We start from the raw sequence: 26,540 nt of genomic DNA, 5'->3' as shown, positions 1-26,540 counted from the left end.
TTTTTATTTTCTGCGAAGAATAAAACAGCACAATATTGGCGGCAAATTTAAAGAAATTAAATAGAAAAAGTCTGAAATATTTAATATTTCAGACTTTTTCAAATATATAGTTTTGTTATTGTACTGTAATAGGAAAGGTAACTTCTACATCTGTACTACCTCCAGCACCAACAGAAGTTCCATCATTTGGTTTTGTTGGTTCGTGCTTTAAAATAATAGTTAAAGAACCAGAGCTAGCTGCACCTGTTACTAAAGTAGTTTCAATTCCTATAGGATTTGTACCATCTGTATCTGTTTTAGTTACAGTTAAACCAGCAGTGTTTGTATAGAAAAACTCGTGCTCATCACCTTCAGCTCTTACTTCTAGGGTAATATCTTCTGCAGGAGATTCAGTTCTGTTTAACAATTGAATGGTTCCTGTATAAGAGGTGTTTGCAGTTAAAGTACCAGAAGTAATTGTTGGTGCATTACCTGTATCACCATCTAAATCTTCCCATTCTAAAACTACAGAATTAGTTCCGTCTGTTAATGTATACAATACTGTTGTAATTAATTCTTCATCACTTCCATGGTCATGATCATCATCATGATCGTCTCCACAACTTGTAAGTACTAATGTTGATATAAATAATACTGCTAATAATTTAATCGTCTTCATTTTGTTTAAATTTTAGTAATTAATTTTAATTTTTAAATTCAAATTTCTTCCTAAGTCATCAGCAAAATAACGTAGTCTGTTTAAATTTTCTCTATAGCTTACATTAAATAGATTATCGACATTAAAACCTACTTCCATACTTCCTTTCTTAAAAGGATAAAAAACAGCAGAAGAGCTAAAGCCAAAAAGTGTGTAACTTGGTGGAGTAGAACTAATGTCTACAAAAACTTGTTGCTGTGTTACTGGATCTAAGGTTGTAAAATTATAATCTGGAAATCTATTTTGTTGTAAAACCGTTTTTTGATTTACACCAATTTTTAATTGATGAAAATCGTTGTTACTATACATAATACTATTGCTAAAATTGGCAGAAGGCATATGAATTAAAGGGTTGTCATTGGTTAAGTCATCACCTTGTAATAAACTTAAACCTCCTTTATAATCGAAATGACTTGCTAATTTTTTGTTGATATCAATATCAACTCCAAAAATTCTAGCATCTACTTGGTTGTATTCCCAAACAGGAAAGGCACCTCTAATGGTAGTTCTAATTCCTGTAGGTATCAACTGTATAAAACCATCAATTTGTTTGTAATATGGACTAATAGAAAAGCCGAAATTTTCGTTATTCTTTTCTAGAGATAGTATAAACTTATTGGCAGTTTCTTTATTGATTGTTAAAAAACCAATTTCAATTCTTGCTGCACTATGATGCAAACCACCACTGAATAACTCAGATGGATTAGGCATTCTTTGTGCTAAGCCATAATTGAATAAAAAAGAGTAATCTTCACCAAATCTTTTAGAGTATCCTAAATTGGTAGAAAAATTATTGAATGTAAATTCAGGTCTTGTTAAAAGCTCTAAACCATCTACAATGCCTGTATCAAATTCAGGAAATAGCACATCGTAATTCAAGGCAGTCCAATCAGACTCAACATACCATTTTCTAGCTTTTATTCTAGAATAATCATATCGAACTCCAGCACTAAATTCTGAAGTTTCGTTAATGTCAACATCTAATATAGCATACGTACCAACCTCATATTTATTGTAATCTGGTATTAACGTATTTGCGCCTGTATTTACAATGGCATCATTGTTTTGGTATCTTACTAAAAAACCTGTATTAATCTTTAAATTATCAAATTTATTGATTTCTAAATTTGGTTGAATACTTGCAGTAAACAACTGTAAATCTATAACTGGTCTGTCTCTTAAATCTCCTCTACGTAAATCAAACTCTTTTCTTCTATTTAATTGAGCATCTAACTGTAAGCTTAATTTGCCTAAGTTTTTAAAGCGTTTAAAGGCTTCTACTTTTGCTAAATGATGAAAAATGTTTTGTCTAGGAAAATTAATGTCGTAAGAAAAATCTTCTACAATTCTAGGTTCTTTATTGTTAATAGCTTCTACTAAGTCATTAACATTACCAATATGAGAAGATCTTAAAATACCTATTTTATTATTTACAAAACTATAGTAGGCATCAAACCCTTTTTCATAACTGTTAAATCCAGTTCTAAAAGATGCATTGATATTTTCTAAACCTGTATTAGTCAAATAATAATCTGGTGCTTTAAAATCTCCAAACCTCTTATAATTAGCTTGTAGTTTTGTATAATACCCAGAATTAAATGTTTTAATAATTTCTGAGGTTACATTACCACCAAAACCATTAGAATTTATAGACGTAGTTGTGATACCAAATAAACTATCTTTAATAGCATATTTTTTAGGTCTAATTAAAATTAAACCTCCAACTGCATCACTACCATATCTTAGAGAGTTTGCGCCCTTAATAACATCAATTCTATCACTAGAGTTAATGTCAATATTTGGTGCATGTTCATCTCCCCATTCTTGGTCAAACATACGTACACTATTATTTATAATCAATAATCTACTACTGTGTAAACCGTGAATCATTGGTTTTACTATGGAGTTACCCGTATTTAAAGAAGAAACACCACTTAATGTATTTAAAGCATCACCTAAAGATTTGTCTGTAAAATTCGAAATCACTTCTTTTTTAAGTGATTTTTCAATACTAGTAACTTCTGTTTTCGTGTTAGTTTTTACAACAACTTCTTTAAGTTCTTCTAAATGATGTTCTAAAGATATTTCTTTAAAGGTGTTTTTAGTTAAGTTAATAACCAACCTTTTTGTTTCGCAAGCAACATGTTTTATTTCTAGTGTTAGTTTACCTTCACATAAATTATTAAATACAAATTCACCTTCTAAATTTGAGGTTGTGAATTTATTTAAATTAATAATCTGAATAGAAGCACCAACAATAAGACTGTTGTCGTGAAAATCAGTTATTTTACCGCTAAAAGAGTAATTACAATCTTGTGCATTTGCTTGGTATATAACCATGCAAAGGGCACAAAAAATAAATAGTTTACGCATATTTGTTTTCTATATTCTAAATGAGTTTTTTAAGCTAGAATATGCAGAGGTGGCCCTCTTAAAGAAAACGATAATTGCTGATAGTTTTTTAAGAAATTATAAGGTGTACTATTGTTAGTTTTAACAATAGGTTGTGTTTGTAAAGTGTAGCTGCTTAAGGCTAAATAAGGGGTGCTTTGTTTTATAAGATTTAAATTACAATCAAAATCTTTTTCATGCAAATGCTGTACTACTTTAGAGCTACAAACTGCATGCTCATGATTCAATAATTCATGTGCCGAATTTATAGCCAATGGTAATAAAAATATTACCATTAATAAAGTACCTATATGTGCTTTTAACTTGCTGATATTAGCTTTTTTTTCTAATTCTTAAATTAAGCATTTCTACTCCTAACGAAAATGCGATTGCAAAATACAAATATCCTTTAGGAATTGCACCTACTGTTTTGTTAAAAAATTCTGTATGAGACAAGTGAGCACCTTCTGTAATCAGCATAAAGCCTATTAAAATTAAAAAGGATAAGGCCAACATTTGAATTGTAGGATTTCTATTTACAAATTTATTGATAGGTTGTGCAAACATCATCATTATAAGTATAGAAACAATTACAGCAATTACCATAATTATTAAAGCACCATCAACACCATTGGTCATACCAACTGCAGTTAAAATACTATCGAAAGAAAAGACAATATCAATTAAAATAATTTGAAAAATAACACTTTTAAAAGAGATTACTTTTGGTGATTTTATAACTTGCTCTTCATTGGTGTCTTCCATTTTTTGACGGATTTCATTGGTACTTTTGTACAAAAGAAAAATTCCTCCTAAAAATAAAATAAGACTCTGACCTGTTAAACCTGTTTTAAACCATCCAGCATCAATTGTCCAAAAAGGATCTTTCAAAGCAATTAGATAGGAAACACTAAACAACAAAGCAATTCTAGTTATCATAGCCAATGCTAGCCCTACTAAAGTTGCTTTTCTAACTTGATTTTCGGGTAATTTATTAGCAGAAATAGATATAAAAATAATATTGTCAATACCTAATACAATTTCTAAAAAAGTTAGTGTTAATAATGAAACCCAAGTTTCAGCTTGCAAAAATATCTCCATTTATTTTACTTTATAAATTGTACCTTTTTTGGTAAATTTAGAAAAACCAATTTTAACAGTAAAATCATAAGAATCTTCTCTAATTTTATTAATCTGAATGTACATTGGGTCTTTCTGTAAGCTATTCTTAGGATTGATATATTTTAACGTGTAAAAGAAGTTATTTTTCCACTCAATAGATAAAGTATCTATATTGTTACCATACTTACTAATCTGAATACTATCTTTTCTAATGATTGTTTCTTTTACAAAATTATCTCCAGCAGGAATTTCGAAAACACCTTCCTTAAATTTGTCTGAATTGTCTTTAAATTCAGAATTGCAAGAACTCAGTAGTAAAACTCCGAAAAGAAAATAAAGTAAATTTCTCATTAGATACCTGTATAATTTGATGGTGTAATAGCTTTTAGTTCTTTTTTAATAGCATCAGAAACTTCTAAAGTATCAATAAAATTAGCAATAGAATTTTGATTGATTTTTTCATTAGTTCTTGTTAAACCTTTTAAAGCCTCATAAGGATTTGGGTATGCCTCTCTTCTTAAAATGGTTTGTATTGCTTCTGCAACTACAGCCCAATTATTCTCTAGGTCTTGCTCAAACTTTTCTTTGTTTAATAAAAGTTTATTTAAACCTTTTAAGGTAGAAGTAAAAGCAATTATAGTATGTCCAAAAGGTACACCAACGTTTCTTAAAACAGTACTGTCTGTTAAATCACGTTGCAAACGAGATATTGGTAATTTAGCTGATAAATGCTCAAAAATAGCATTGGCAATACCTAAGTTTCCTTCAGAATTCTCAAAATCAATCGGATTTACTTTGTGTGGCATTGCAGACGAACCAACTTCTCCCTTTTTAATTTTTTGTTTAAAATAATCCATAGAAACATACGTCCAGAAATCTCTGTCTAAGTCTATGATGATTGTGTTTATCCTTTTTATGGTGTCAAATAGCGCAGCTAAATGATCATAATGTTCAATTTGTGTAGTAGGAAATGAATGTTGTAAACCTAATTTTTCTTGTACAAAATCAGTTCCAAATTGTTTCCAATCTGTAGTTGGATATGCTACTTTATGTGCATTGAAATTACCAGTTGCACCACCAAATTTAGCAGCACTTGGTATATCGTTCAATAAATTAAATTGTTCTTTTAAACGTACTACAAAAACATCGATTTCTTTACCCAATCTAGTAGGTGAAGCTGGCTGACCATGTGTTCTTGCCAACATAGAAATGTCTTTCCACTCAATTACTAATTCTTGTAATTTTTCTAGTACTTCTAGATAATGAGGTACAAAAACATCATTCATTGCTTCTTTAATAGATAAAGGTACTGCAGTGTTGTTGATGTCTTGAGAAGTTAATCCAAAATGAATAAACTCTTTGTATTTCTGGAGGTTTAAAACATCAAACTGTTCTTTGATAAAGTACTCTACAGCCTTAACATCATGATTGGTAACCTTTTCAATGTCCTTAATTTTTTGAGCATCTTCAGCAGTAAAATCGATATAAATTTTACGTAAATCGTCAAATAAATCAGTATTGAAATCTTCTAATTGTGCTAAAGGAATTTCGCATAAAGCAATAAAATATTCAATTTCTACGCGAACTCTATATTTGATTAATGCTTCCTCAGAAAAGTAATTAGAAAGTTTGGCTATTTTATTTCTGTAACGTCCATCAATAGGAGAGATGGCATTTAATTGAGTTAAGTTCATTTTATGATGTTATTAAATGCAAAAATAAGGATTTAAAGAGATTTATAATCTAGATTTTTGATGTTTTTCAATCAAATTTAAAATGTGTTTTCCTCTGGCTTTTGTGCCTTTGCTTTCATGAATTATTTTAGTTTCTATCAAGTGTTTTAATTCTGGATGAACCCAATCATTTTCTAAGCCAAATAAATACAAAGTATTCATGGTATAGGCTCTCACAGCAATTTTTTGAGGGGTAATTAACCAATCAAAACCTGTTTCTATTATTGCTTGAATGTGTTCGTTTTTAAGTTTGCTTTTAAACTCATTATCTCTTTTACTGTAGTATGCATTAGCCAAATGCTCACAAATTTTTGCACAAGGTCTTATGGCACTATCAAAGGTTAAGTTTTTTAAGTTTTCTGTAAAAAAGGTTAAGTGTGGAATCATCCAACTGAGCTGATGATGTGTGCAAATCCATTCTAAAACCCATGCAGCTTTTACAGAAATTGGCTCATCAACTTGAAAGGTAACTTGTAATAAAGGCTCAAATAATTCTTTATTTTCGAGTACAATATTTGCAACCCTTTGTCTGTTGTCTTTACCAGCATTCCCTAAGTTTTGAAGTTCTTCTGTAATTTTTAGAATGCTCATTTTAATTAGAAAATTATATATTTACTTTAAATAGAAATTTCATGCTAAAGATAAAAAGACTTGGTTTTGTAATGGTGTTTTTCGCTTGCTTTTTTTTAAGTGAAAACTTTTATGGGCAAAAAATAAATCAGTTTGATGCCAATAAAAAACGAACTGGAGTTTGGAAAAAATATTATCCGAACAAAAGAATACGTTATCAAGGTCAATTTAAAGAGGGCAAAGAAGTTGGTATTTTTAAATATTATGATATTTCTGATTCTAGATATCCAATCATCATTAAAAAGTTTAACGAAGAAAATGACTCTGTAGCAGTTTTATTTTATAGTATTTCTGGTAAAAAACAGAGTGAAGGTGTTTTTGTAAATAAAAAACGAGTAGGTAAATGGGTTTATTATTTTGATCAGGACAATATTATGTCTACCGAATTTTATGCGGATGGTAAATTGGATGGAAAAGTCATTAATTACTATCCTAATGGAAAAGCCACAGAAATTACACATTATAAAATGGGGCTGAAGGATGGATTGTCTCAAAAATTTTCTAGTGCAGGAATCTTAATAGAGGAGGTAAATTATAAGAATGATAAGGAAAATGGAATAGCCAAATATTTTGAATTGAATGGAAATTTAAAAGAAACTGGTGAATATAAAAACGGAAAACGAGTAGGTGAGTGGGAGTTCTATTTAGATGGTGAAATAGCTTCTGATGAAGATAATAAAAAGAAAAAAACGTTTACTAAACCCAAAAAAAACAAATAGCTATGAAATATTTTTTAACACTTGTATTAACAATTTTATTGTTTTCTTGTAATGAAAAAAATACGCATCAAAATGATAATATAGAAGGTCTTTGGCTTGTTAAAAAAGTAAATATGGACAATCAAGATTTGACTCCAATTGCAAAATGGATGCGTTTCAATGCTGATTCTACTCTAAGCTCAGGAAATGGCTGGTTACAACATACAGTAGGTTCTTGGAGCGTTTCTGCTAGCAATGAATTATCATTAACAAATACCTACGGAATTAAAGATAATGCAGAACCATTTAAAGTAAAGTTTTTGAATGGAAAAATGATTTGGAATAGAGTAGAAGAAGGTAACCCTATTGAAGTTGTTCTTGAAAGAACTGATAAATTACCAACTTCAGAGGCAAATAAATTATATGGTTTATGGAAATTTAATTCTATAACAGAAGATGATAAAGATGTTTCAGAAACTTTGAATCCGTCTAAAAATGCAATGCTTTTTTTAAGGTGGGACAATACCTATGAACTTCGTAATTATCCTAAAGGAATTAAATATGGTATTTTTAAAACACATGGTCATAGATTACAATTAGATATGGTGAGTTATAGTAAGAAGCCAGAATTTCAATTTTACAACTATAATTTAAAAGATACTACGTTAGTATTAAAATCTACAAATAGTAAAAAAGAAGTCAAACTAACAAGAATTCATCAATTTTTACAATAAATCCATCAATTCTTTCAATTTATAGTTCACTTACAAAGTCGTAACTTTGCAACCTCAAAATTAAAAAATGAAACGAGTAGTTGTTGGTCTTTCTGGTGGAGTAGATTCTAGTGTTACAGCACATTTACTTAAAGAACAAGGGTATGAAGTTATTGGCCTATTTATGAAAAATTGGCACGATGATTCTGTTACCATTTCTAATGAATGTCCGTGGTTAGAAGATAGTAATGATGCAATGATTGTTGCAGAAAAATTAGGTATTCCTTTTCAAGCGGTAGATTTAAGTGCACAATACAAAGAGCGTATTGTAGATTATATGTTTGCAGAATATGAAAAAGGTAGAACTCCAAATCCAGATGTTCTTTGTAATAGAGAAATTAAGTTTGATGTTTTTATGGATATCGCCTTAAAATTGGGTGCAGATTATGTAGCTACAGGTCATTATTGTAGAAAAGCAGAAGAAATTATTGATGATAAACCCGTGTACAAATTGTTAGCAGGTAAAGATAATAATAAAGATCAATCTTATTTCTTATGTCAATTATCTCAACAACAATTAGCAAAAGCACTTTTTCCAATAGGTGAATTAACAAAACCTGAGGTTAGAGAAATTGCAAAAGAAGCAGACTTAATTACTGCAGAAAAGAAAGACTCACAAGGTTTGTGTTTTATTGGTAAAGTAAGATTGCCTGAATTTTTACAACAAAAGCTACAACCTAAAAAAGGAGATATTGTTACAATACCCTCAGATTTTTCAGATTATATAACAGAACTTCCAAGTTTTGCCAGTAAAGAAGAAGAGTTAAAACATTTAGCAACAAAATTTACCTATAATAAAACTGATGGTAAAGTGGTTGGAACTCATCAAGGAGCACATTACTTTACCAAAGGTCAACGTAAAGGCTTAAACGTTGGTGGTACAAAAGAGGCTTTGTATGTGATTGAAACAGATGTAAATACTAATATTATTTTTACAGGAGAAGGTAAACAGCACCCAGGTTTGTACAGAAATGTACTATTTGTGGCGAATGAAGAAATTCATTGGATTCGTGAGGATTTAACTTTAAAATTTGGTGAAACAATGCAAGTTGAAGCAAGAATTAGGTACAGACAAGTTTTGGAACAAGCAACATTATATAAAGTAGATTCAGGTTTGTATGTAGAATTCGAGAATAAACAATCTGCAATACAAGAAGGTCAATTTGTGGCTTGGTATAAAAATGAAGAATTGTTAGGTTCAGGTGTAATTTCTTAAATTTACCAAAAACCTTGTATGAAAAAAGAATCGCTAATTCTATTTTTATTTATTTCATTTTTTAGTTTTTCTCAAAACAAAGAAATAATTACATATTATAATTCAAAGGGGCAAATTACCAAAGAAGCTTTAAAAGCAGTCATCATTCAAAAAGTTTCAAAAGAGAATGATTCTCTATGGCTATTTAGAAGATTTAGAAGAAATAATCAATTGGCAATTTATTGGTATTCCAAAACTAAAGATTCTCAGAATAAGATTGGTCAAATGGTTACTTTTGATTTGAATGATAGTATATCAAGTATTAAATATTTTAATAACCAAGGTTTAGAAAACGGAAAATTTTCCTCGTGGTTTGACAATCGAAATAAGAAATCTGAAGGGCGATATGTTAATGGCAAAAAAGAAGGACTTTGGAGACGATATTATTATTCAGGTGAATTATCTGCAAAAGCTATGTTTAAGAATGATTCATTAATTAATGAGAGATTTTATACCAAGGATGGTGCAGTAAAGGAAAAAGATAAAAATTGTTGTAGGAAGAAGCCAGAATTTAAAGGAGGAATTAAGAAATACAGGAAAATAGTTCAGAAATTTCTGAAAACTTTAGATTATAAAATTAAAGGAAGTATAACTGTTAATTATACTATTGGTGTAGATGGGAAACTAACTAATGTTAGAATTTATGATGTTTTACCATTAGATTTAAAAAATAAAATAATTGATTTTTTTAATAATATAGAAGGTTGGCAACCTGGTTTTATTGGTGGAAGAGAAGTGCCTATTCAAAATTCGTTTACCATTCATTTTAAATAAATATGAAAAACAAAATCACTCAACTTTTTAATATAAAATACCCAATTATTCAAGGAGGAATGATTTGGGTTTCTGGTTACAAATTAGCAGCTGCAGTATCTAATGAAGGTGGTTTAGGTTTAATTGGTGCAGGTTCTATGTATCCAGAAGTTTTAAGAGAACACATTCAAAAATGTAAAAAAGCAACAGGCAAACCATTTGGTGTTAATGTGCCTATGTTATATCCGCAAATTGATGAAATCATGGATATCATTATTGAAGAAGGTGTTAAAATTGTATTTACTTCAGCAGGAAATCCGAAAACGTGGACATCGCATTTAAAAGAAAAAGGAATTACAGTCGTACACGTTGTGAGCTCTGTAAAATTTGCCTTAAAAGCGCAAAATGCTGGCGTAGATGCTGTAGTTTGTGAAGGTTTTGAGGCTGGAGGTCATAATGGACGTGAAGAAACAACTACGTTTGCACTAATTCCTATGGTGAAAGAACAACTAGAAATACCTGTTATAGCAGCAGGTGGCATTGGTTCTGGTAAAGGAATGTTAGCAGCTATGGTTTTAGGTGCAGATGCTGTACAAATAGGCAGTAGGTTTGCAGCAACAGAAGAATCTTCTGCTCATGCTAACTTTAAAGAGAGTATTGTTGCTGTAAAAGATGGGGATACTCATTTAACTTTAAAGGAATTGGCTCCTGTGCGTTTAATTAAAAATAAGTTCTTCGAGGAAGTCCAAGAATTATATCAGAAAAAACCATCTATAGACGATTTAAAAGAATTATTAGGTAGAGCAAGAGCTAAAAAAGGAATGTTTGAAGGAGATTTAGACAATGGAGAGCTAGAAATAGGTCAAATTGCAGGTTTAATTCATGATATAAAACCGGCAAAAGAGGTTTTAGAAGATATAATAACAGAATTTGAAAAAGTTAAAGCTAACGTGAGTAGGCTGTAACATGATTTTTAAAAGATTCTCTATCTTTAACACCTTTCTAACTTAATTGGCACTATCTTTGCAACCAATATAAACGTTGCTAGGAATTAATTTAGCAGCACATAATTTTTTTATAATGAATAAAGGTACCGTAAAATTTTTCAATGAGTCTAAAGGATTTGGATTTATCACTGAAGAAGGAACAAACAAAGAACATTTTGTACATGTGTCAGGATTAGTTGACGAAATTCGTGAGAACGATGAAGTTGAGTTTGACTTACAAGATGGAAGAAAAGGATTAAACGCAGTAAACGTAAGAGTATTATAATATATATTTATTACTAGTTAAATTTTTATCTAAAAGCCTCGCATTTTGCGAGGCTTTTTTTATTTTAGTTTTTCAAGAATTATTATGATTGACGGTAGACAAAGAAAAAATATTAAAATCGGTTTATTTGTAGAAATAGTGCAAAAGCCACATCAAAGATCTGGAGAATTAACTAAGGGAGAAGTAGCTAAAATTTTAACCAAATCAATACAACATCCTCATGGAATTAAAGTTCAATTAAAATCTGGTTTGGTAGGTAGAGTCAAAAATATATTAGCCTAACAATTATCTAATAGGTATCTTAATTTGATATAGTTTTCTACTCTTATTGTTTAAATGATTCTCTCTTAACCAAGGATTATACTTTTTAAACTCCTTATAATTTAAACCATAGTTTTTGGCAAACCTTGCAATGTTTGTAATTGCAGTATCAACTTCGATTTCTCTTGTTTTTTCTAAAGTATATAAATCACTTTCATCAAAAACAAAACCATACTTTCTAGGGTTTGAGATTACTTCTTTTAAAGCCAATATTCTAAAAATATAACGTTCAGTTTCATCTGGTAATAAAGCATCATAATAATTGTCTACTTGCTGAGTTTCTAATCTACTAGCCACTCCATAATTACCTGCGTTGTAAGCTGCTGCTGCAAGCGTCCAAGAGCCCAATCTTTCTTTTGATTTTTTCAAATACTCAGCTGCTACTTTTGTAGATTTTTCTATATGATAACGTTCATCAACATTCTTGTTAATTTCTAAACCATATTCTTTTCCAGTAGTTTTCATAAAATGCCACATTCCTGCTGCACCAACAGAAGAAGTTTCATCAATTAAGCCACTTTCTGCTAAAGCCAAAAACTTAAAGTCGTCAGGTAAACCGTACTTTTCTAATAAGGGCTCTAGAATAGGAAAATATTGATTGGCCCTTTTTATCAATAATAAACCATTAGATTGCCAATAGGTATTTACCAATAATTCTCTATCCATTCGTTCTCTAACATCAGGAATTTCAATTGGTACTCTTTCACCTGCTAAGTTTAAATTTGCAGGTAATTCAAGTGCTTGAATTTTGTAATTTTTGTGTGTATTCGTAATTGATTGTACTTCGTTTTCATGAATAGCATTCATAAATAATACAGTCACTAGAACAATACTAGCTAAGGTTAAAAGGCGAAATGATTTTTTCATGCGAAATTTTAATTTTACTTTAAAAATAAATAAAAAAATGACTCTATGCAGTTAAAGTTTCGTGAATTATTTTAGTAATTTCTTTAGCTTTAATAATAATCATAGAATGGTTGGCATTCTCTATTCTAATGCAGTTTGATATACTTTTGATAGGGAAGATTTCGTCTTTAGTACCATGAATGTGAACTATACCATCTATAACATCTGTATGATTCCAGTTTATGGCATTATGAATAGACCATTTAATGTACTTTTCACCTCTAACAGATAAATATTTGTTATAAAGTTTGGCCTTCTTTTCTAAGGTTTTTCCCACAAAGAATTTAGAGTAATCCTCAAAATTGGTAACCAATTGTGTAGGAAATAATTTGTAGATTTTACTTTTACTAGCTAATACAAATCGTTTTGGTAACTCTTCTGATGACTTTACACTTGAGATGATAATCAATCTTTGAACAGCAATTAGTTTACTTATTTCTTGAACAATAATACCACCAAATGAAACTCCGACTAAAACAGGATTTTCATGTTTAATTTCTTTAGATAAGCGTAAAGCATAATTGCTAATTTCTTCTTCTAAATCTAAAGGTTCAATCCAAGATAAATAATGACACTCATATATTTCTGGATTTAAAGCTAAGTTTTCAAAAATTTCTGGGCCAGCTGCTAAGCCAGGCATAAAATAAATATGAATTTTAGCCTTATCCATGTTAATTAAATATTTACAGTTTGTTCAACAAAATCAAATCGAACTAAACCATCTTCATCAATTTTAGTAAGTTCTATAGTGTGTAGCGTATTTACTAACTCAGGATTCCAGGGCGATTTAACTTTTACATAGTTTTCAGTAAAACCATTAATATAACCTTCTTTATTTTCATTTTCAAATAAAACAGTTAACGTATTTCCTAACTGAGATTCATAGAAAGCCCTTCTTTTTTTAGCTGATAAGCCTCGTAACATTTTACTACGTTTTGCTCTAGTTTTTTTAGGTACAACACCATCAAAATCTACAGCCTCAGTATTTGGTCTTTCAGAATAGGTAAATACATGTAAGTAAGAGATATCTAAATCATTCAGATAATTATAGGTTTCTAAAAATAATTCATCTGTTTCTCCAGGAAAACCTACTATTACATCAACACCAATACAGGCATTAGGCATTACTTCCTTAATTTTATTTACTCTATTTGTGTAAGTATTTTTTAAATACCTACGTTTCATTTTTTTCAATAATTCATCACTTCCAGATTGCAATGGAATATGAAAATGAGGAACAAAAGAGTTTGATTTAGATACAAAATCTATGGTTTCATCTTTAAGAAGATTTGGTTCTATAGATGAAATGCGTAACCTATGAATACCTTTTACAAGATCTAACTCTTTCACCAATTCTAAAAAGGTATGTTCGTGCTTTTTATTACCAAACTCACCTTTTCCATAATCACCAATATTTACACCAGTTAATACAATTTCTTTAATACCTTTAGAAGATATTTCTTTGGCATTATTTATTACATTTTGTAAGGTATCACTTCTAGAAATTCCTCTAGCTAAAGGTATTGTACAATAAGTACATTTGTAGTCACAACCATCTTGAACTTTAAGAAAAGCACGAGTTCTATCACCTATCGAATAAGAACCTACATAAAAATCTGCATCTACAATTTCGCAAGAATGTACTTCTCCTAAATCATTTTTACTTAAATCATTTAAGTAACTAGTTACATTAAATTTTTCTGTAGCACCCAATACCAAATCTACACCATCAACAGCCGCTAATTCTTCTGGTTTTAATTGTGCATAACAACCTACTGCAATTAAAAAAGCATTTTCATTTTTCTTTAGTGCGTTTTTTACAATAGATTTAAATCTTTTGTCTGCATTGTCTGTTACAGAACATGTATTAATTACATAAATGTCTGCAACTTCTTCAAAATCAACTTTTTCAAAACCTTCATTCACAAAATTTCTTGCAATAGTTGAGGTTTCAGAAAAATTTAATTTACACCCTAAAGTATAAAAAGCGACTTTTTTATCTGACATCATTCCTTTACTTTTATCGTGGGCAAATTTACAATAATATTGATGATTTTTGAAACTGAAAGGTTACGAATAAGATATCTTACTTTAAAAGATTTAAATTCTTTTCATAAAATGCAAAGTAATCCTAAAGTAATGCAATTTGCTGATGGTGAGGTTGATACTTTTGAAGGTCTTAGAAAAGAGTTAATTACTCTCATCAATAAATATGAAATAGAAAATAACGACTTCTGGATTTACGCTATAGAACGCAAAATAGATGAAAAATTTTTAGGTACATTGGCTTTGGTGAAAGATGGTGATGATGATGAAATCGGATATCGATTTTTAGAAGAATTTTGGAACAAGGGTTATGGAAAAGAAGTTTGCAAAGCTACTTTAGAGTATTGCAAACACAAAGGAATGCAGCAATTAGTAGCATATTGTATAGATGCAAATGTAGCATCTGCTAAAATATTAAAAGGTTTAAATTTTGATTCAGTTGAGAAACTTACCTTTGATAATCAGCAGTTTTCAGAAACTAAATATAAAATTCAATTATGATTGTAGATCATCTTAAACCACCCTATTATGCTGTAATATTTACAACAATTATGAGCGATAATACAAAGGGCTATGCAGAAACTTCTAAAAGAATAGAAGCTTTAGCGAAACAACAAGAAGGTTATTTAGGTTTGGAATTTGCAAGAAATGAATTAGGAATAACAGTTTCTTATTGGCAGAGTATAGAGGCCATTCAAAATTGGAAAAATAACATAGAACATACAGAAGCAAGAACTTTAGGCAGAGAACAATGGTACAAGCAATACCAATTGAGAATTTGTAAAGTTGAACGTGAATATGGTTTTAAGAAATAATTAATGTACGCACAGATTCAAAAAGTTTTAGAGAAGTTTATGAGTAAAGCTAGTATTTATAAATACGGTTTTAACTTATCACCAATGTATAGAAGATCTACAGGAAGAATTGTAGAGGTTTCTGATGATCTTTTAAAAGTAAAGATTAAGATAAAATTGAGTTATAAGAATAGCAACTATGTAGGTTCTATTTTTGGTGGAAGTTTATTTTCGGCTACTGATCCTATTTTTATGATTCAGCTTTTAAACATTTTAGATAATAATTATGTGGTTTGGGATAAAGCTGCATCTATTAAATTTAAAAGGCCAGCAAAAGAAACTTGCTATGTAGATTTTATTTTTACACAAGAAGAAATAGCTGAAATTAAAGCAGATATTGCAATTAAAAAAGAAATTGATTTAGTCAAAAACATCAAATTAACCAACAAAGATAAAAGTGTTGTTTTTGCTGAAGTTTCTAAAACTATTTATATAGCAGATAAATCTTATTATAAGGAAAAACGGAAAAATAAAAAGCTTAAAAAACCTTCTGTTTAATTCTGGTTTTTAATTTTTCTGCAACGTTTGTTGGGAAAGGTCTATCTCCATGTAAAATATCAACCATTATGTTATTGAAATATTGGCCATATTTATCAAGCAAATAATTTCTTACAGGATTATTGTGATAGAAAAACTTAGAAAGTAAAGCTCCAGATTTTAGCTCTGGCAATAGTTTAATATTTAGTTTCTCTACATAGCGTTTTTCAGCTAACTTTGAATCTAAATTACTTTCAATAATTGCTTCAGCTACATATTTACCACTTAAAATAGCGTTTGAGATTCCTTCTGCTGTTATAGGTTCTGCAAAACCAGCAGAATCGCCTATTAAAAAGACATTATTTTTCACAAAACCATCTGTTCTTGGTGCAATCGGAATTTGAAAACCATGTGCATCTTCTTTTACAATTGAAGTTATGCCTAATGTTTTTAAGTAGGTTTGGTAATATTCTTTAAGATTTATTTTACCTTTTTTAGTGGTTAAAACTCCTAATGATAAATGATTTTTCTTAGGGAAACTCCAAGCATAGCCATAAGGAACAGCGTCTATATCAAAACGAACATTTTTACTTAGTCTTTCAAAGTCTTCACTAGAAACTTCGACTTCATATTCTAAAGCAGGAATTAATTTACGAGTATCTTTTGTCCAACCAGCCATTTTTGCAGTAGGACTTAAAACTCCATCTGCAGCAATAATAAAATCAGCAGAAATATCTTGCTGTGATGTTTTTAAAATTGATTTGCCATCAATAGTAACAATACTTTCTAATTTGTGATTCTCTAATAAAGTAACTCCAAATTCTTTGGCTTTTTTCACAATTAAATGATCAAAAGAATCACGCATAATCATTGTAATTATGGGTTTATCTTTTTCTGATAGATAACATTTTTCACGATTATTAAAGTAGGTTTCAACTTTTAGAAATTCGCGTTCTACAACCGAAGAAATATTAAAAGGCATGTCTTTTTTACCTCTGTTTACAAAACCACCACCACAAGTTTTATATCTTGGTAATGTTTCTTTTTCTATGATAACTGTTGCAATACCCGCTTTTCCTAAATGAAAAGCAGTTGATGCTCCTGAAGGTCCACTACCTATAATAGCCACTGTAAAATGTTTCATAGCACTAAATATTTTACGAATTTATAATTACCAATTGATGCGAGCTTGTATTGGAAAATGATCGGAATTTTTCTCGTTAAATGAGGTAAACTGATTAATAATTGCATTTTCATCCGTTAAAATAAAATCTATTCTTAATGGAAATGCGTAATTATATGTTTTTCCAAAGCCTTTACCAGCTTCGATATAAGCGTCTTTTTTATTGTTTGATATTTGATTGTAAACCCAAGAATAAGCAGTATTGTTAAAGTCTCCAGAAACAATTTTTTTACCTTTCCAATTGGCTTCATGTAGCAAGAACTCTTCTGTTTGTTCTGCTTGCTTTTTAAATCCTGCTCTTAATCTTGCCAATAATTTCTCTGAATTTTCTTGACCAAAATTCTCTGCTTCTGCATTTAATTCTAAAGATTGTAAATGTAAATTATAAATACGAATAGTGTCTTTACCTTTTAAAACATCAGCAAAAATAATATTATTAGATGTGTCTGTTAATTCTAAAGAACCTTTGTTTATAATTTTATAGTTAGAGTAAATTGCCAAACCTATATTTGAATTGGTATTTTTAAGTTTGATGTATTTGTAAGGATAATCAAATGATGGATTATCGCTATTATGAAATTCTTGTAATAGTAAAATATCTGGTTCTTTAGCAGATACAAACTCACTTATTTTATTAGGTATACCCTCTTCCTCAATCCATTGCCAATGATTAAACATTCTTACATTGTATGACATGATTTTTAAATCGGTGTTCAATGAAGATTTGCTTTCATCAAATTTGTATAATGGTGAAGTTACAAAATAACCAATGCCTAAAATTATGGCAGATAGTAACAATTGCTTTTTTAATTGAAGTAACCAATAGATTACAAAAAAGGCATTAACTAGAATTAAAACAGGTACTAACAAGCTTAAAATGGCAAAGCTAGAAAGTGATTTTGGAGAAACATAAGGCAATAAATAAGAGAGTAGGAGTGCAGTTGCTAACAAGGAGTTTAGCAAATAAATAATTTTATTTATGAATGATAAATTCTTCACGAATGTTATTTACTTTTTTCCTTGCTTGAATAGAAATTCCTTTTCAGCCTTTGTTAATGTGTCATAACCAGATTTACTAATTTTATCTAAAATAGCATCAACTTGCTTTTGAGTTAAATCTGTATTTTGCGAGTTTGTTTTTCTTGTTTTGTTCTTATTTTTATGAACTGTTCTTAATGGTTTTTCTTTCTTTTTGAATAAAGATGACAAATAATCAAATAGCTTAATTTCTTTATTACTAGCTTGGTTTACGTATAAAAATCCAAATAGTGCACCACCTAAATGTGCAAAATGACCACCTGCATTGTTACCAATTAAACTAATAATGTCTAAACCAATCCAAAAGGCAGCTAAATGCCAAAGTTTTACAAAACCAATAAAACGTAATTTTATTTGATAGTTAGGTATGTAAGTTGCAATACCAATAAAAATGGCAGATATACCTGCAGATGCACCTACTAAAACAGAATTATCACCTTCAAAAAGCGGAAAATAGTTTTGACTGAATAGATACAAAACACCTCCAAAAAAGGTACCTAACAAATAAAAAGTAAGCAACTGCTTTTGAGTAAAATACTCTAAAAAAAGGTTACCAATATAATAGATAACTATTAAGTTCATTAGAATATGCAGAAAATCGGCATGCAAAAAACCATAGGAAAGTAGTGTCCAAGGTTTGGTAAAAAGTGCATTAATAGAGTTGTCTAAAGCAAACCAATTAACAATAAAGTTTGTTGAATTTGCATATAAACCCTGAAGCACATTTATTAAAATGGTAATTACAAATACAGCAATATTTATGTAGATTAGTTTCTCTACAATATTACCTTGTTTGTACCTTAATTTTAATTTATTTAAAATGCTCATTAGCTAATTTTAAATTGATTTCTTTTCCAATAATAGGCAATTATAAACCCAATTAAAGCACCTCCTATGTGTGCAAAGTGTGCAATGTTACCTACAGAATACTTGGTCATTCCAAAAAATAAATCACCTAAAATCATAATTGGTATAAAGTATTTTGCAGCAATTGGTACTGGAAAAAAGATTAACGCAAGCTTAGCATCTTTAAAATATAAACCAAAGGCTACTAAAACGCCATAAACTGCTCCAGAAGCACCAACTGCAGGTGTATTGTATAAAGATGTGATTTTATTAAATTGTTCTTGAGTTATAGCATTTACCACTCTTGGATCATTTGTAGAACCAGATTTTAGAATAGATAAAATTTCAGAATCACTCAAACCAGCGTTTACAAACAATTCGAAAATTCCATTAAATTGATAAAAGTTAACCAATGTATAAATAATACCAGCTCCTAAACCAGCAGAAAAGTAAAAGAACAAAAACTTTTTCTTACCCCACATTTGCTCTAAAGGTGTTCCAAAAGCCCATAAGCCATACATGTTAAATAAAATATGTGCAAAACTGCCATGCATAAATAAATGCGTCACATATTGCCACAAACCAAAATTATCATTCATTGGAAAGTGTAAAGCCAACATATTTGTAAAATCTAATTGTAAAAGTTGTGGTGCAACAAATACAATTACATTAATAATAATTAGGTGTTTTATGGCATCTGTAAGTCTATTCATACTTAGCTATTAAATAAATGATCTATTTCATTTAATGTTAATGTTTTAAAAGTAGATTTCCCAAAAGGCGAAATACTAGGCTCTTTACAAGAGAACAAGTTATTCACTAGACTTTCTTGTTCTTTCTCTGCTAATTGAGTACCAGTTTTAATAGATAATGTTTTTGCAAAAGATTTAGCCATAATATCAAAATGACTAAAACTAGTATCTGGTACTTCTAAATTCATATCATTTAATAATTCTTCTAGAATTATAGTAATTTTACTTTCAGTAACAGAAACAGGAATCCCTTTAATAGTTACACTATCCTTTGTAAATTCATCAAAAGAAAAACCAGCATTTTCTAATTCTGATTTAATGGTATAAATCATTTCAATTTCTGCAGATGAAAACGAAATTTTTACAGGAAACAATAATTGCTGACTGTTCGCTTCTTTAACTGTAATACTTTCTAAAAACTCTTCATATAAAATGCGTTGATGAGCCAAAGATTGATGTATTAAAACTACACCAGATTTTATTAAACTCATTACATATTTACGTTGAATTTGAAATGTTTTTTGCGTTTTTACTTCTTGCTGATCTGTAAATAATTCATCTTGTTTCTGCTCATCTAAAGTTGCTACAGAAGAGTATAAGGTTTCCCAATCTTGAGATTTCTGCTCTCGCTTATAAGGAAAATGTATTTCTTTCTGTTTTATTTCATTGAAAGGGTTAAAATCTGGATCTACAGTAATCTTTGGAGTACTACTTTTTACACTATTTACATTTTGATGATATGAAGTATCTAAATTAGCATCTCTATTAAAATCTAAAACAGGTGCAACATTGTATTGCCCTAAGCTATGTTTTACTGTAGCTCTTAACATCGCATACAATGCCTTTTCATTATCGAATTTTATTTCGGTTTTTGTAGGATGTATGTTGATATCTATAGTATTTGCAGGTACTTTTAAATATAAAAAATACGAAGGATGTGATCCCTGTTCTAATAAACCATCAAAAGCATTTACAACTGCATGATTTAAGTAAGAACTTTTTATAAAACGATCATTAACAAAAAAAAATTGTTCTCCTCTTTTGCGTTTGGCAAATTCTGGCTTGGCTACAAAGCCCTTAATATCTAAAATATCTGTTTGTTCATTTATAGGAACTAATTTTTCGTTCATTTTAGCCCCAAAAACAGCAACAATTCGTTGTCTTAAATTACTGCTTTTTAAATGATAAACTTCGTTGTTATTATGGTGTAATAAAAATGCAATGGAAGGATGAGCCAATGCAACTCTTTGAAATTCATCTATTACATGCCTTGTTTCTACAGTGTCTGACTTTAAGAAATTTCTACGTGCAGGAATGTTGTAAAATAGATTTTTAACGGCAATACTAGCACCTTTTCCTGTAGATATAAAATCTTGAGAAATTACTGTACTTCCTTCAATTTTAAGGCAAGTACCTAACTCTTCATTTTCTTGTTTTGTTTTCAACTCTACATGTGCAATTGCAGCAATCGATGCTAAAGCTTCACCTCTAAACCCTTTTGTACATAAGTTAAATAAGTCTTCTGCCTTTTGAATTTTAGAAGTAGCATGTCTTTCAAAGCACATTCTAGCATCTGTAGCACTCATTCCTTTACCATCATCAATAACCTGAATTAAGGTTTTACCAGCATCTTTTAATAATAATTTTATACTAGTTGCACCTGCATCTATGGCATTTTCTAACAGTTCTTTTACAACAGAAGCAGGTCTTTGCACTACTTCTCCTGCAGCAATTTGATTTGCTACATGATCTGGTAAAAGTTGAATGATGTCTGACATTATTTAGAGAAGAATATTGATAAATCAAAATCGATGATATACAAGAAACCAAAAACTAAGATTAAAATTATATAAATAATAGTCTTGTTAGTGCCCTTGTCTGATGTTTTTAAGTCATTAATAGCATCAGTAAACTTCGATTTTAATCCTTTATTTTTACCTGTGGTAGTTCTAAATTTATCTAATTTGTGCTCAATTTTAAAAGGACTTCCTTCGCCTTTATAATATCGAGGTTGATAATCAAATTTTTTATTTGTTCTTTTTAAAAATCCCATAGTTTATAGTAAAAATTGATAAAATTACACTTCACAAAAGCAATTATTATACCAATTTAAAGGATTTCAAATTTAAAGAAATTAAAGGAATACATCAAGTATTGATGTTAAAACCTTTCTTAAAATATACGAATAGAATTAGGTTTAAAAACCAATACTTTCAGAACTACGTTCTAAGCTTTTAATGGCTGCCATTTTAACTGCTGCAACTGCACACTCAATACCTTTGTTGCCTAATTTACCTCCAGATCTGTCTAAAGATTGTTGTTTAGTATTGTCTGTTAAAACACAAAATATAACTGGTACATCATATTTTACATTTAAATCTATAATTCCTTGGGTAACACCTTCACACACAAAATCGAAGTGTTTTGTTTCTCCTTGAATTACATTTCCAATGGCAATAATAGCATCTAGTTTTTCAGCTTGAATCATTTTTTTACATCCGTAAACCAATTCAAAACTTCCAGGTACATCCCAAGAAATAATATTATTCTCAGTAGCTCCACAATCTATTAATGTTTCTATTGCACCTTCTTTTAAATTCTGTGTAATTTCAGGATTCCATTCTGAAACAACAATCCCAAATCGAAAATTCTTCGCATTTGGGATTGTAGCTTTATCGTAATAAGATAAATTGGTTGTAGCCATAATTTTATTTATTCAGTTTACAGTTTATCAATTGCAGTAGAAATAACTACTGAAAGTTAAAAAACTATTTGCTTAATTTTGAGCATATTTTGCTGCATTGATAAATTTATCAATGTCTTTACCTTGGTCTGAAGTTGGGTATTTTTCTTTTATTACAGAAAACATACTTTCAGCCTTATCATAATCTTTTAACAACATTGCAGTTTGTGCTCCTTTGTATAAGAATAAAGGTGTAGTAAATTCATTACTTTCTACATTAGCTGCTTTTTCATAATACTCTAAAGCATCTTCTTGTTGGTCTATATCAGAAAAGGCATCTCCAATAGCACCTAAAGAAACTGCGTTTAAAACAGCGTTATCAGAATCAAATTTACTTAAATAATCAATTGCTTTATCATACTGTTTCATTTGCAAATAAGAAACACCAGCATAATAATTTGCTAAATTTCCAGCATCTGTATTACTATAAGCATCTGCAATATCTAAGAAACCATAGTTACCATCTGCACCTTCTAAACCTAAATTTAATAAAGAATCGATACCTGAACCTGCTGTTGCAGCTTCATCAAAATATTTTCTTGGAAAAGCCAATTCATTAGAAGCTTCTAATTCATTTGGTTCTACTATGTATTTATTGTATCCTAAAAAGGCTAAAAATACTACCACAATTGTAATTAAAGCACCAAATAAAACTTTACTGTTTTTTTCTATCCATTGCTCAGATTTAGATGCAGTCTCGTCTAAAGTGTTAAAAACTTCAGCAGTTGTGCTGTCCATTTCTTCTGCCTGTTGTTCAGCTTTTTTACCTTCTGGTTTGTATTTTTTCTTGTATGTTGCCATATTTCCTTAAAAATTAGTGGCGACAAAAATAGTTTTTTTAATTGGATTTTAAAAGCGGTTATTTCGCAAAATTTTCAATAATTTGCAGTCAGTTTTTAATATGATTTTTTCTACATGTATTTACAGCAACTTTCGTTAGTTAATTTTAAAAATATAGCTTCGCAATCATTTGATTTTCAAGAGAAAATAAATTGTTTTGTGGGTAATAATGGAGTAGGGAAAACAAATGTTTTAGATGCCATTTATTATTTATCTTTTACAAAAAGTTACTTTAATTCAGTTGCTGTTCAGAATATAAAGCATAATGAGTCCTTTTTTATGATAGAAGGAAATTATCTTTTAAATGATAGAAAAGAAACCATTGTTTGTAGTTTAAAAAAAGGACAAAAAAAAATATTAAAAAGAAATGGTAAAACATATGATCGATTTTCTGATCATATAGGGCAGTTTCCTATTGTTATAATTTCTCCTGCAGATAGAGATTTAGTAACTGAAGGAAGTGATTTAAGAAGAAAATTTATTGATGGTGTAATTTCTCAGCAAAATAAATCTTACCTAAAAGATTTAATAGGCTATAATAAGGTCTTAACTCAAAGAAATGCTTTGTTAAAATATTTTGCGGCTAACAGAACTTTTGATGCACTCAATTTAAGTGTTTATGATGGGCGGTTAAGCGATTATGGTACTAAAATCTTTGAAGTTAGAAGGCAATTTTTAGAAGAATTTATTCCAATTTTTAATGAAAAATATAAGGTTATTTCTGGTGATAAGGAAAATGTAAATCTCAATTACAAAAGTCAGTTACACGATTTTTCTATGCCAGATTTACTTCAAAAATCTTTAGAAAAAGATAAGATTTTACAATACAGTACTTCTGGAATTCATAAAGATGACCTAAATTTTGAAATAGGAGATTATCCTATTAAAAAATTTGGTTCTCAAGGTCAGCAGAAATCGTATTTAATTGCTTTAAAATTAGCACAATTTGAGTTTATAAAACAGCAAGCTAAAATAACTCCAATTTTATTATTGGATGATATTTTTGACAAGCTAGATGAAAATAGAGTTGCTCAAATTATTAATTTAGTTAATAATGATGAATTTGGACAGATCTTTATTACAGATACTCATGCAGAAAGAACGGAGAATATTTTAAAAGAAGGAGATAAACAATATCAAATTTTTAAACTTTAAGTTTCAATAAGAAAAAGTATAAGAAATGGCTAAAAGAGAGAACGATTCTTTTTCAATAGAAGATTTAATGCAAAACTTTATCAAGGAAAATAACCTAAGTAAAGGAATGCAGAAAATAAAAGTAGAAGAGACCTGGACAAAAATGATGGGGCCAGGAGTTGCAAACCATACAACTTCTGTAAAACTGCAAAATAAAACCTTAATTGTACAGCTAAAATCTTCAGTACTAAGAGAAGAATTAAGTTATGGTAAGGAGAAAATTATCAAACTAATGAATGAAGAATTGGGTAGTTCTGTAATTTCTAAATTGATGTTGGTTTAGTTAATAAGGATAGTACTTCATATCAAACCTACCTTCGGAAACATCAAATAAAAACAACTTGAAAGCAGTGGTAAAAAATTAAGAAGAAAATAATTTTTGCTTTTCTCTATTAGCTTTTTATTTAAATGATAAAAAAAACTCATAACAGTTAAGTTATGAGTTTTTATATTTTAAAAAGAATATCTATTCTTAGAATTGCTCTCTACCAGAAAAATGGAAGTTACTTTCAATTTCTGCATTTTCATCAGAATCTGAACCATGTACTGCATTTTCTCCCATAGAAGTTGCATATAACTTTCTAATCGTACCTTCAGCAGCATCAGCAGGATTTGTAGCACCAATTAAGGTTCTAAAATCATCTACAGCGTTATCTTTTTCTAAGATTGCAGCTACAATTGGTCCACGTGTCATAAATTCTACTAACTCTCCAAAAAACGGACGCTCATTATGCACAGCATAAAAAGTTTCAGCATCTGCTTTTGTCATTTGAGTTTTCTTTAAAGCTACGATTCTAAAACCTGCAGCATTTATTTTTTCTAAGATTGCACCTGTATGTCCGTTTTCTACAGCATCAGGTTTAAGCATTGTAAATGTTCTGTTTGTTGCCATTTTATTTTATAAAATTTTTGCAAAAGTACGTCTTTTAATGTGATTTGCAAGTTAATATGATTGTTTCATTTTTTGAATCAGTTTATTGTTTCTTCCTCTCATTTCTAAATCGATAAAATTCTTTTCGAAATTAAAGTTTAACACCCCAAAACTAATTTCATTTACAACCTTTAGTTTTCTAAATTTATTAGGTTCTCCTGAGTAACTGGTGTAAGAATGAGTTAACCCACTAGAAGTAAAATCGGTAAGTTTAAATGGTAAATTAGGTACTTCTGTTTGTGAAAATTCAGAAATATGCCTGTCTCCAGACAAGATTAATACGCCTTTTGCTTTAGATTTAATAATGGTTTCTTTCAATTTTTCTACTTCATGAGGAAAATTACCCCAAGTTTCAAAACCATGTTCAGAGGATAAAACTTGAATACTGCTCACAATAATATTAAAATCTGCAGTCGATGAATTTAGCTCTTGCTCTAACCAAGACCATTGTGATTTGCCTAAAATTGTTCCTTCACCTTTTTTATTTGGCACATATCTTCTTTTGCCCTTAGCTCTAGTAAGTGCAGTTCTAAAATAACGAGTATCTAATAAAATTACATTGATACTTCCTTTTGAAGTTTTAAATAATTTAGAATAGTAAATGCCTTCTTGATTTCTTCGTTCACTAGTTTTAGCAACACCTAAAAAATCTAAAAACAATTGTTGTGCCTCGTTTTTCTTTGGGAATTCTGTTCCACCATCATTCACTCCATAATCATGATCATCCCAAGTTGCTAAAACTGGTATTTTGGTTCTAAGAGATTTATATCCATTTTGATTTAATTGTGTCTCATAATCACTTTTCATTTTATCCATATTTTCGGTATCCGAATAAATGATGTCTCCACCCCAAATCCATAAATTTGGATTATTTTTTTCTATTTCTTGCCATAAAACATTGGTTTTGTTCTGTTTATTGCAAGATCCAAAAGCAATAGTAAAATCGTGGTTTGTAGTTTGTTTAGCTAGGTCATTTTGTTTTTTTATATTGCAGTTAGAAAACAACAAACTCGACACAATTAGAACGAAATAATTTCTCATAAAAAAGAGTTAAATAAACAGTTAAATTTTTCAAATGTACTCGA

General features: G+C 29.5%; 32 protein-coding genes. 12 read left to right on the top strand and 20 right to left on the bottom strand.

Annotated features, from left to right (window positions below; all coding sequences use genetic code 11):
* Positions 1-115 precede the first annotated feature (115 nt).
* The 7 genes from V7R38_RS10810 to V7R38_RS10780 form a co-directional block, all read right to left on the bottom strand.
* Positions 116-658 carry a hypothetical protein gene (locus V7R38_RS10810; protein ID WP_015480015.1) on the bottom strand — a complete coding sequence of 181 codons (543 nt, stop codon included), beginning with the start codon at positions 656-658 and terminating at the stop codon, positions 116-118.
* A gap of 12 nt (positions 659-670) precedes the next feature.
* Positions 671-3,037, bottom strand: coding sequence for a TonB-dependent receptor (locus V7R38_RS10805; protein WP_334058343.1), 2,367 nt, complete (start codon positions 3,035-3,037; stop codon positions 671-673).
* Between the two features lie 62 nt (positions 3,038-3,099).
* Positions 3,100-3,384: a hypothetical protein gene (locus V7R38_RS10800; protein WP_334058342.1), complete on the bottom strand. Its 285-nt coding sequence runs from the start codon at positions 3,382-3,384 to the stop codon at positions 3,100-3,102.
* A 37-nt stretch (positions 3,385-3,421) separates the two neighbouring features.
* Positions 3,422-4,189, bottom strand: a complete 768-nt coding sequence (locus V7R38_RS10795; RefSeq protein ID WP_334058340.1) for a TerC family protein — start codon at positions 4,187-4,189, stop codon at positions 3,422-3,424.
* Positions 4,190-4,561 carry a hypothetical protein gene (locus tag V7R38_RS10790; protein ID WP_015480019.1) on the bottom strand — a complete coding sequence of 124 codons (372 nt, stop codon included), beginning with the start codon at positions 4,559-4,561 and terminating at the stop codon, positions 4,190-4,192.
* Positions 4,561-5,904 carry an adenylosuccinate lyase gene (gene purB, locus V7R38_RS10785; RefSeq protein WP_334058337.1) on the bottom strand — a complete coding sequence of 448 codons (1,344 nt, stop codon included), beginning with the start codon at positions 5,902-5,904 and terminating at the stop codon, positions 4,561-4,563. Before purB ends, V7R38_RS10790 begins: the two co-directional genes overlap by 1 nt.
* Before the next feature lie 42 nt (positions 5,905-5,946).
* A complete protein-coding gene (locus V7R38_RS10780) occupies positions 5,947-6,534 on the bottom strand; it encodes an adenylosuccinate lyase (RefSeq protein ID WP_334058335.1) in 588 nt (195 codons plus the stop codon).
* A gap of 41 nt (positions 6,535-6,575) precedes the next feature.
* Here V7R38_RS10780 and V7R38_RS10775 point away from each other — a divergent pair, with 41 nt between their 5' ends.
* From V7R38_RS10775 to V7R38_RS10745, 7 genes are all read left to right on the top strand, one after another.
* Positions 6,576-7,292: a toxin-antitoxin system YwqK family antitoxin gene (locus V7R38_RS10775; protein WP_334058333.1), complete on the top strand. Its 717-nt coding sequence runs from the start codon at positions 6,576-6,578 to the stop codon at positions 7,290-7,292.
* 2 nt (positions 7,293-7,294) lie between these two features.
* A complete protein-coding gene (locus tag V7R38_RS10770) occupies positions 7,295-8,005 on the top strand; it encodes a hypothetical protein (protein ID WP_334058332.1) in 711 nt (236 codons plus the stop codon).
* Between the two features lie 67 nt (positions 8,006-8,072).
* Positions 8,073-9,260 carry a tRNA 2-thiouridine(34) synthase MnmA gene (gene mnmA, locus V7R38_RS10765; RefSeq protein ID WP_334058330.1) on the top strand — a complete coding sequence of 396 codons (1,188 nt, stop codon included), beginning with the start codon at positions 8,073-8,075 and terminating at the stop codon, positions 9,258-9,260.
* Between the two features lie 18 nt (positions 9,261-9,278).
* The gene (locus V7R38_RS10760) at positions 9,279-10,073 is read left to right on the top strand and encodes a toxin-antitoxin system YwqK family antitoxin (protein WP_334058328.1); all 795 of its coding nucleotides are present in this window, start codon (positions 9,279-9,281) and stop codon (positions 10,071-10,073) included.
* Between the two features lie 2 nt (positions 10,074-10,075).
* Entirely contained in the window at positions 10,076-11,017 is a 942-nt protein-coding gene (locus tag V7R38_RS10755; RefSeq protein ID WP_334058326.1) for an NAD(P)H-dependent flavin oxidoreductase, read from the top strand.
* Between the two features lie 115 nt (positions 11,018-11,132).
* Positions 11,133-11,324, top strand: coding sequence for a cold-shock protein (locus V7R38_RS10750; protein ID WP_015480027.1), 192 nt, complete (start codon positions 11,133-11,135; stop codon positions 11,322-11,324).
* A gap of 84 nt (positions 11,325-11,408) precedes the next feature.
* A complete protein-coding gene (locus tag V7R38_RS10745; RefSeq protein WP_334058322.1) occupies positions 11,409-11,606 on the top strand; it encodes a YwbE family protein in 198 nt (65 codons plus the stop codon).
* 3 nt (positions 11,607-11,609) lie between these two features.
* Here V7R38_RS10745 and V7R38_RS10740 read toward each other — a convergent pair whose 3' ends face one another.
* Genes V7R38_RS10740 through mtaB form a run of 3 tightly spaced genes read right to left on the bottom strand, consistent with a single transcriptional unit; the run spans position 11,610 to position 14,561 of the window.
* Positions 11,610-12,512, bottom strand: coding sequence for a lytic transglycosylase domain-containing protein (locus tag V7R38_RS10740; RefSeq protein ID WP_334058320.1), 903 nt, complete (start codon positions 12,510-12,512; stop codon positions 11,610-11,612).
* A 43-nt stretch (positions 12,513-12,555) separates the two neighbouring features.
* Positions 12,556-13,221, bottom strand: a complete 666-nt coding sequence (locus V7R38_RS10735) for an alpha/beta hydrolase (protein WP_334058318.1) — start codon at positions 13,219-13,221, stop codon at positions 12,556-12,558.
* A gap of 5 nt (positions 13,222-13,226) precedes the next feature.
* Positions 13,227-14,561, bottom strand: a complete 1,335-nt coding sequence (mtaB, locus tag V7R38_RS10730) for a tRNA (N(6)-L-threonylcarbamoyladenosine(37)-C(2))-methylthiotransferase MtaB (RefSeq protein ID WP_334058316.1) — start codon at positions 14,559-14,561, stop codon at positions 13,227-13,229.
* A 39-nt stretch (positions 14,562-14,600) separates the two neighbouring features.
* Here mtaB and V7R38_RS10725 point away from each other — a divergent pair, with 39 nt between their 5' ends.
* Genes V7R38_RS10725 through V7R38_RS10715 form a run of 3 tightly spaced genes read left to right on the top strand, consistent with a single transcriptional unit; the run spans position 14,601 to position 15,949 of the window.
* Positions 14,601-15,098, top strand: a complete 498-nt coding sequence (locus V7R38_RS10725; RefSeq protein WP_334058314.1) for a GNAT family N-acetyltransferase — start codon at positions 14,601-14,603, stop codon at positions 15,096-15,098.
* Positions 15,095-15,412: an antibiotic biosynthesis monooxygenase family protein gene (locus tag V7R38_RS10720; RefSeq protein WP_334058311.1), complete on the top strand. Its 318-nt coding sequence runs from the start codon at positions 15,095-15,097 to the stop codon at positions 15,410-15,412. Before V7R38_RS10725 ends, V7R38_RS10720 begins: the two co-directional genes overlap by 4 nt.
* A gap of 3 nt (positions 15,413-15,415) precedes the next feature.
* Positions 15,416-15,949, top strand: coding sequence for a DUF4442 domain-containing protein (locus tag V7R38_RS10715; RefSeq protein WP_334058309.1), 534 nt, complete (start codon positions 15,416-15,418; stop codon positions 15,947-15,949).
* Here the strand turns inward: V7R38_RS10715 and V7R38_RS10710 are convergent.
* From V7R38_RS10710 to V7R38_RS10675, 8 genes are all read right to left on the bottom strand, one after another.
* A complete protein-coding gene (locus V7R38_RS10710; RefSeq protein WP_334058307.1) occupies positions 15,930-17,072 on the bottom strand; it encodes a geranylgeranyl reductase family protein in 1,143 nt (380 codons plus the stop codon). The genes V7R38_RS10715 and V7R38_RS10710 overlap by 20 nt on opposite strands.
* Positions 17,073-17,099: 27 nt before the next feature.
* Complete coding sequence (locus tag V7R38_RS10705; protein ID WP_334058305.1) at positions 17,100-18,110, bottom strand: endonuclease/exonuclease/phosphatase family protein; 1,011 nt, start codon at positions 18,108-18,110, stop codon at positions 17,100-17,102.
* Positions 18,111-18,119: 9 nt separating this feature from the next.
* Positions 18,120-18,977, bottom strand: coding sequence for a rhomboid family intramembrane serine protease (locus tag V7R38_RS10700; RefSeq protein WP_334058303.1), 858 nt, complete (start codon positions 18,975-18,977; stop codon positions 18,120-18,122).
* Complete coding sequence (locus tag V7R38_RS10695) at positions 18,977-19,708, bottom strand: rhomboid family intramembrane serine protease (protein ID WP_334058301.1); 732 nt, start codon at positions 19,706-19,708, stop codon at positions 18,977-18,979. Before V7R38_RS10695 ends, V7R38_RS10700 begins: the two co-directional genes overlap by 1 nt.
* Positions 19,709-19,710: 2 nt before the next feature.
* Entirely contained in the window at positions 19,711-21,525 is a 1,815-nt protein-coding gene (gene mutL, locus V7R38_RS10690) for a DNA mismatch repair endonuclease MutL (protein ID WP_334058299.1), read from the bottom strand.
* Positions 21,525-21,800 carry a hypothetical protein gene (locus V7R38_RS10685; RefSeq protein WP_015480041.1) on the bottom strand — a complete coding sequence of 92 codons (276 nt, stop codon included), beginning with the start codon at positions 21,798-21,800 and terminating at the stop codon, positions 21,525-21,527. The genes mutL and V7R38_RS10685 overlap by 1 nt, the downstream gene beginning before the upstream one ends.
* Before the next feature lie 144 nt (positions 21,801-21,944).
* Positions 21,945-22,451, bottom strand: coding sequence for a 6,7-dimethyl-8-ribityllumazine synthase (gene ribH / locus V7R38_RS10680; protein WP_334058295.1), 507 nt, complete (start codon positions 22,449-22,451; stop codon positions 21,945-21,947).
* Between the two features lie 72 nt (positions 22,452-22,523).
* The gene (locus V7R38_RS10675; RefSeq protein ID WP_334058293.1) at positions 22,524-23,291 is read right to left on the bottom strand and encodes a tetratricopeptide repeat protein; all 768 of its coding nucleotides are present in this window, start codon (positions 23,289-23,291) and stop codon (positions 22,524-22,526) included.
* 114 nt (positions 23,292-23,405) lie between these two features.
* Between V7R38_RS10675 and recF the strand changes: the two genes are divergently transcribed.
* Together recF and V7R38_RS10665 are read left to right on the top strand one after the other, a co-directional pair.
* Positions 23,406-24,485, top strand: a complete 1,080-nt coding sequence (recF, locus tag V7R38_RS10670) for a DNA replication/repair protein RecF (protein WP_334058291.1) — start codon at positions 23,406-23,408, stop codon at positions 24,483-24,485.
* A 25-nt stretch (positions 24,486-24,510) separates the two neighbouring features.
* Positions 24,511-24,807 carry a DUF721 domain-containing protein gene (locus tag V7R38_RS10665; RefSeq protein ID WP_334058289.1) on the top strand — a complete coding sequence of 99 codons (297 nt, stop codon included), beginning with the start codon at positions 24,511-24,513 and terminating at the stop codon, positions 24,805-24,807.
* 189 nt (positions 24,808-24,996) lie between these two features.
* Here the strand turns inward: V7R38_RS10665 and V7R38_RS10660 are convergent, their stop codons facing one another.
* Together V7R38_RS10660 and V7R38_RS10655 are read right to left on the bottom strand one after the other, a co-directional pair.
* On the bottom strand, positions 24,997-25,416 hold the full coding sequence (locus V7R38_RS10660; protein WP_015480046.1) for a nucleoside-diphosphate kinase: 420 nt from the start codon (positions 25,414-25,416) through the stop codon (positions 24,997-24,999).
* Between the two features lie 51 nt (positions 25,417-25,467).
* Complete coding sequence (locus V7R38_RS10655) at positions 25,468-26,496, bottom strand: alkaline phosphatase D family protein (protein ID WP_334058286.1); 1,029 nt, start codon at positions 26,494-26,496, stop codon at positions 25,468-25,470.
* Between the last annotated feature and the right edge of the window lie 44 nt (positions 26,497-26,540).

Origin of the sequence: Polaribacter sp. P097 (genome assembly GCF_036864555.1) — a bacterium.
Lineage (GTDB): Bacteria > Bacteroidota > Bacteroidia > Flavobacteriales > Flavobacteriaceae > Polaribacter.
This window is presented reverse-complemented; position numbering and strand designations above follow the sequence as displayed.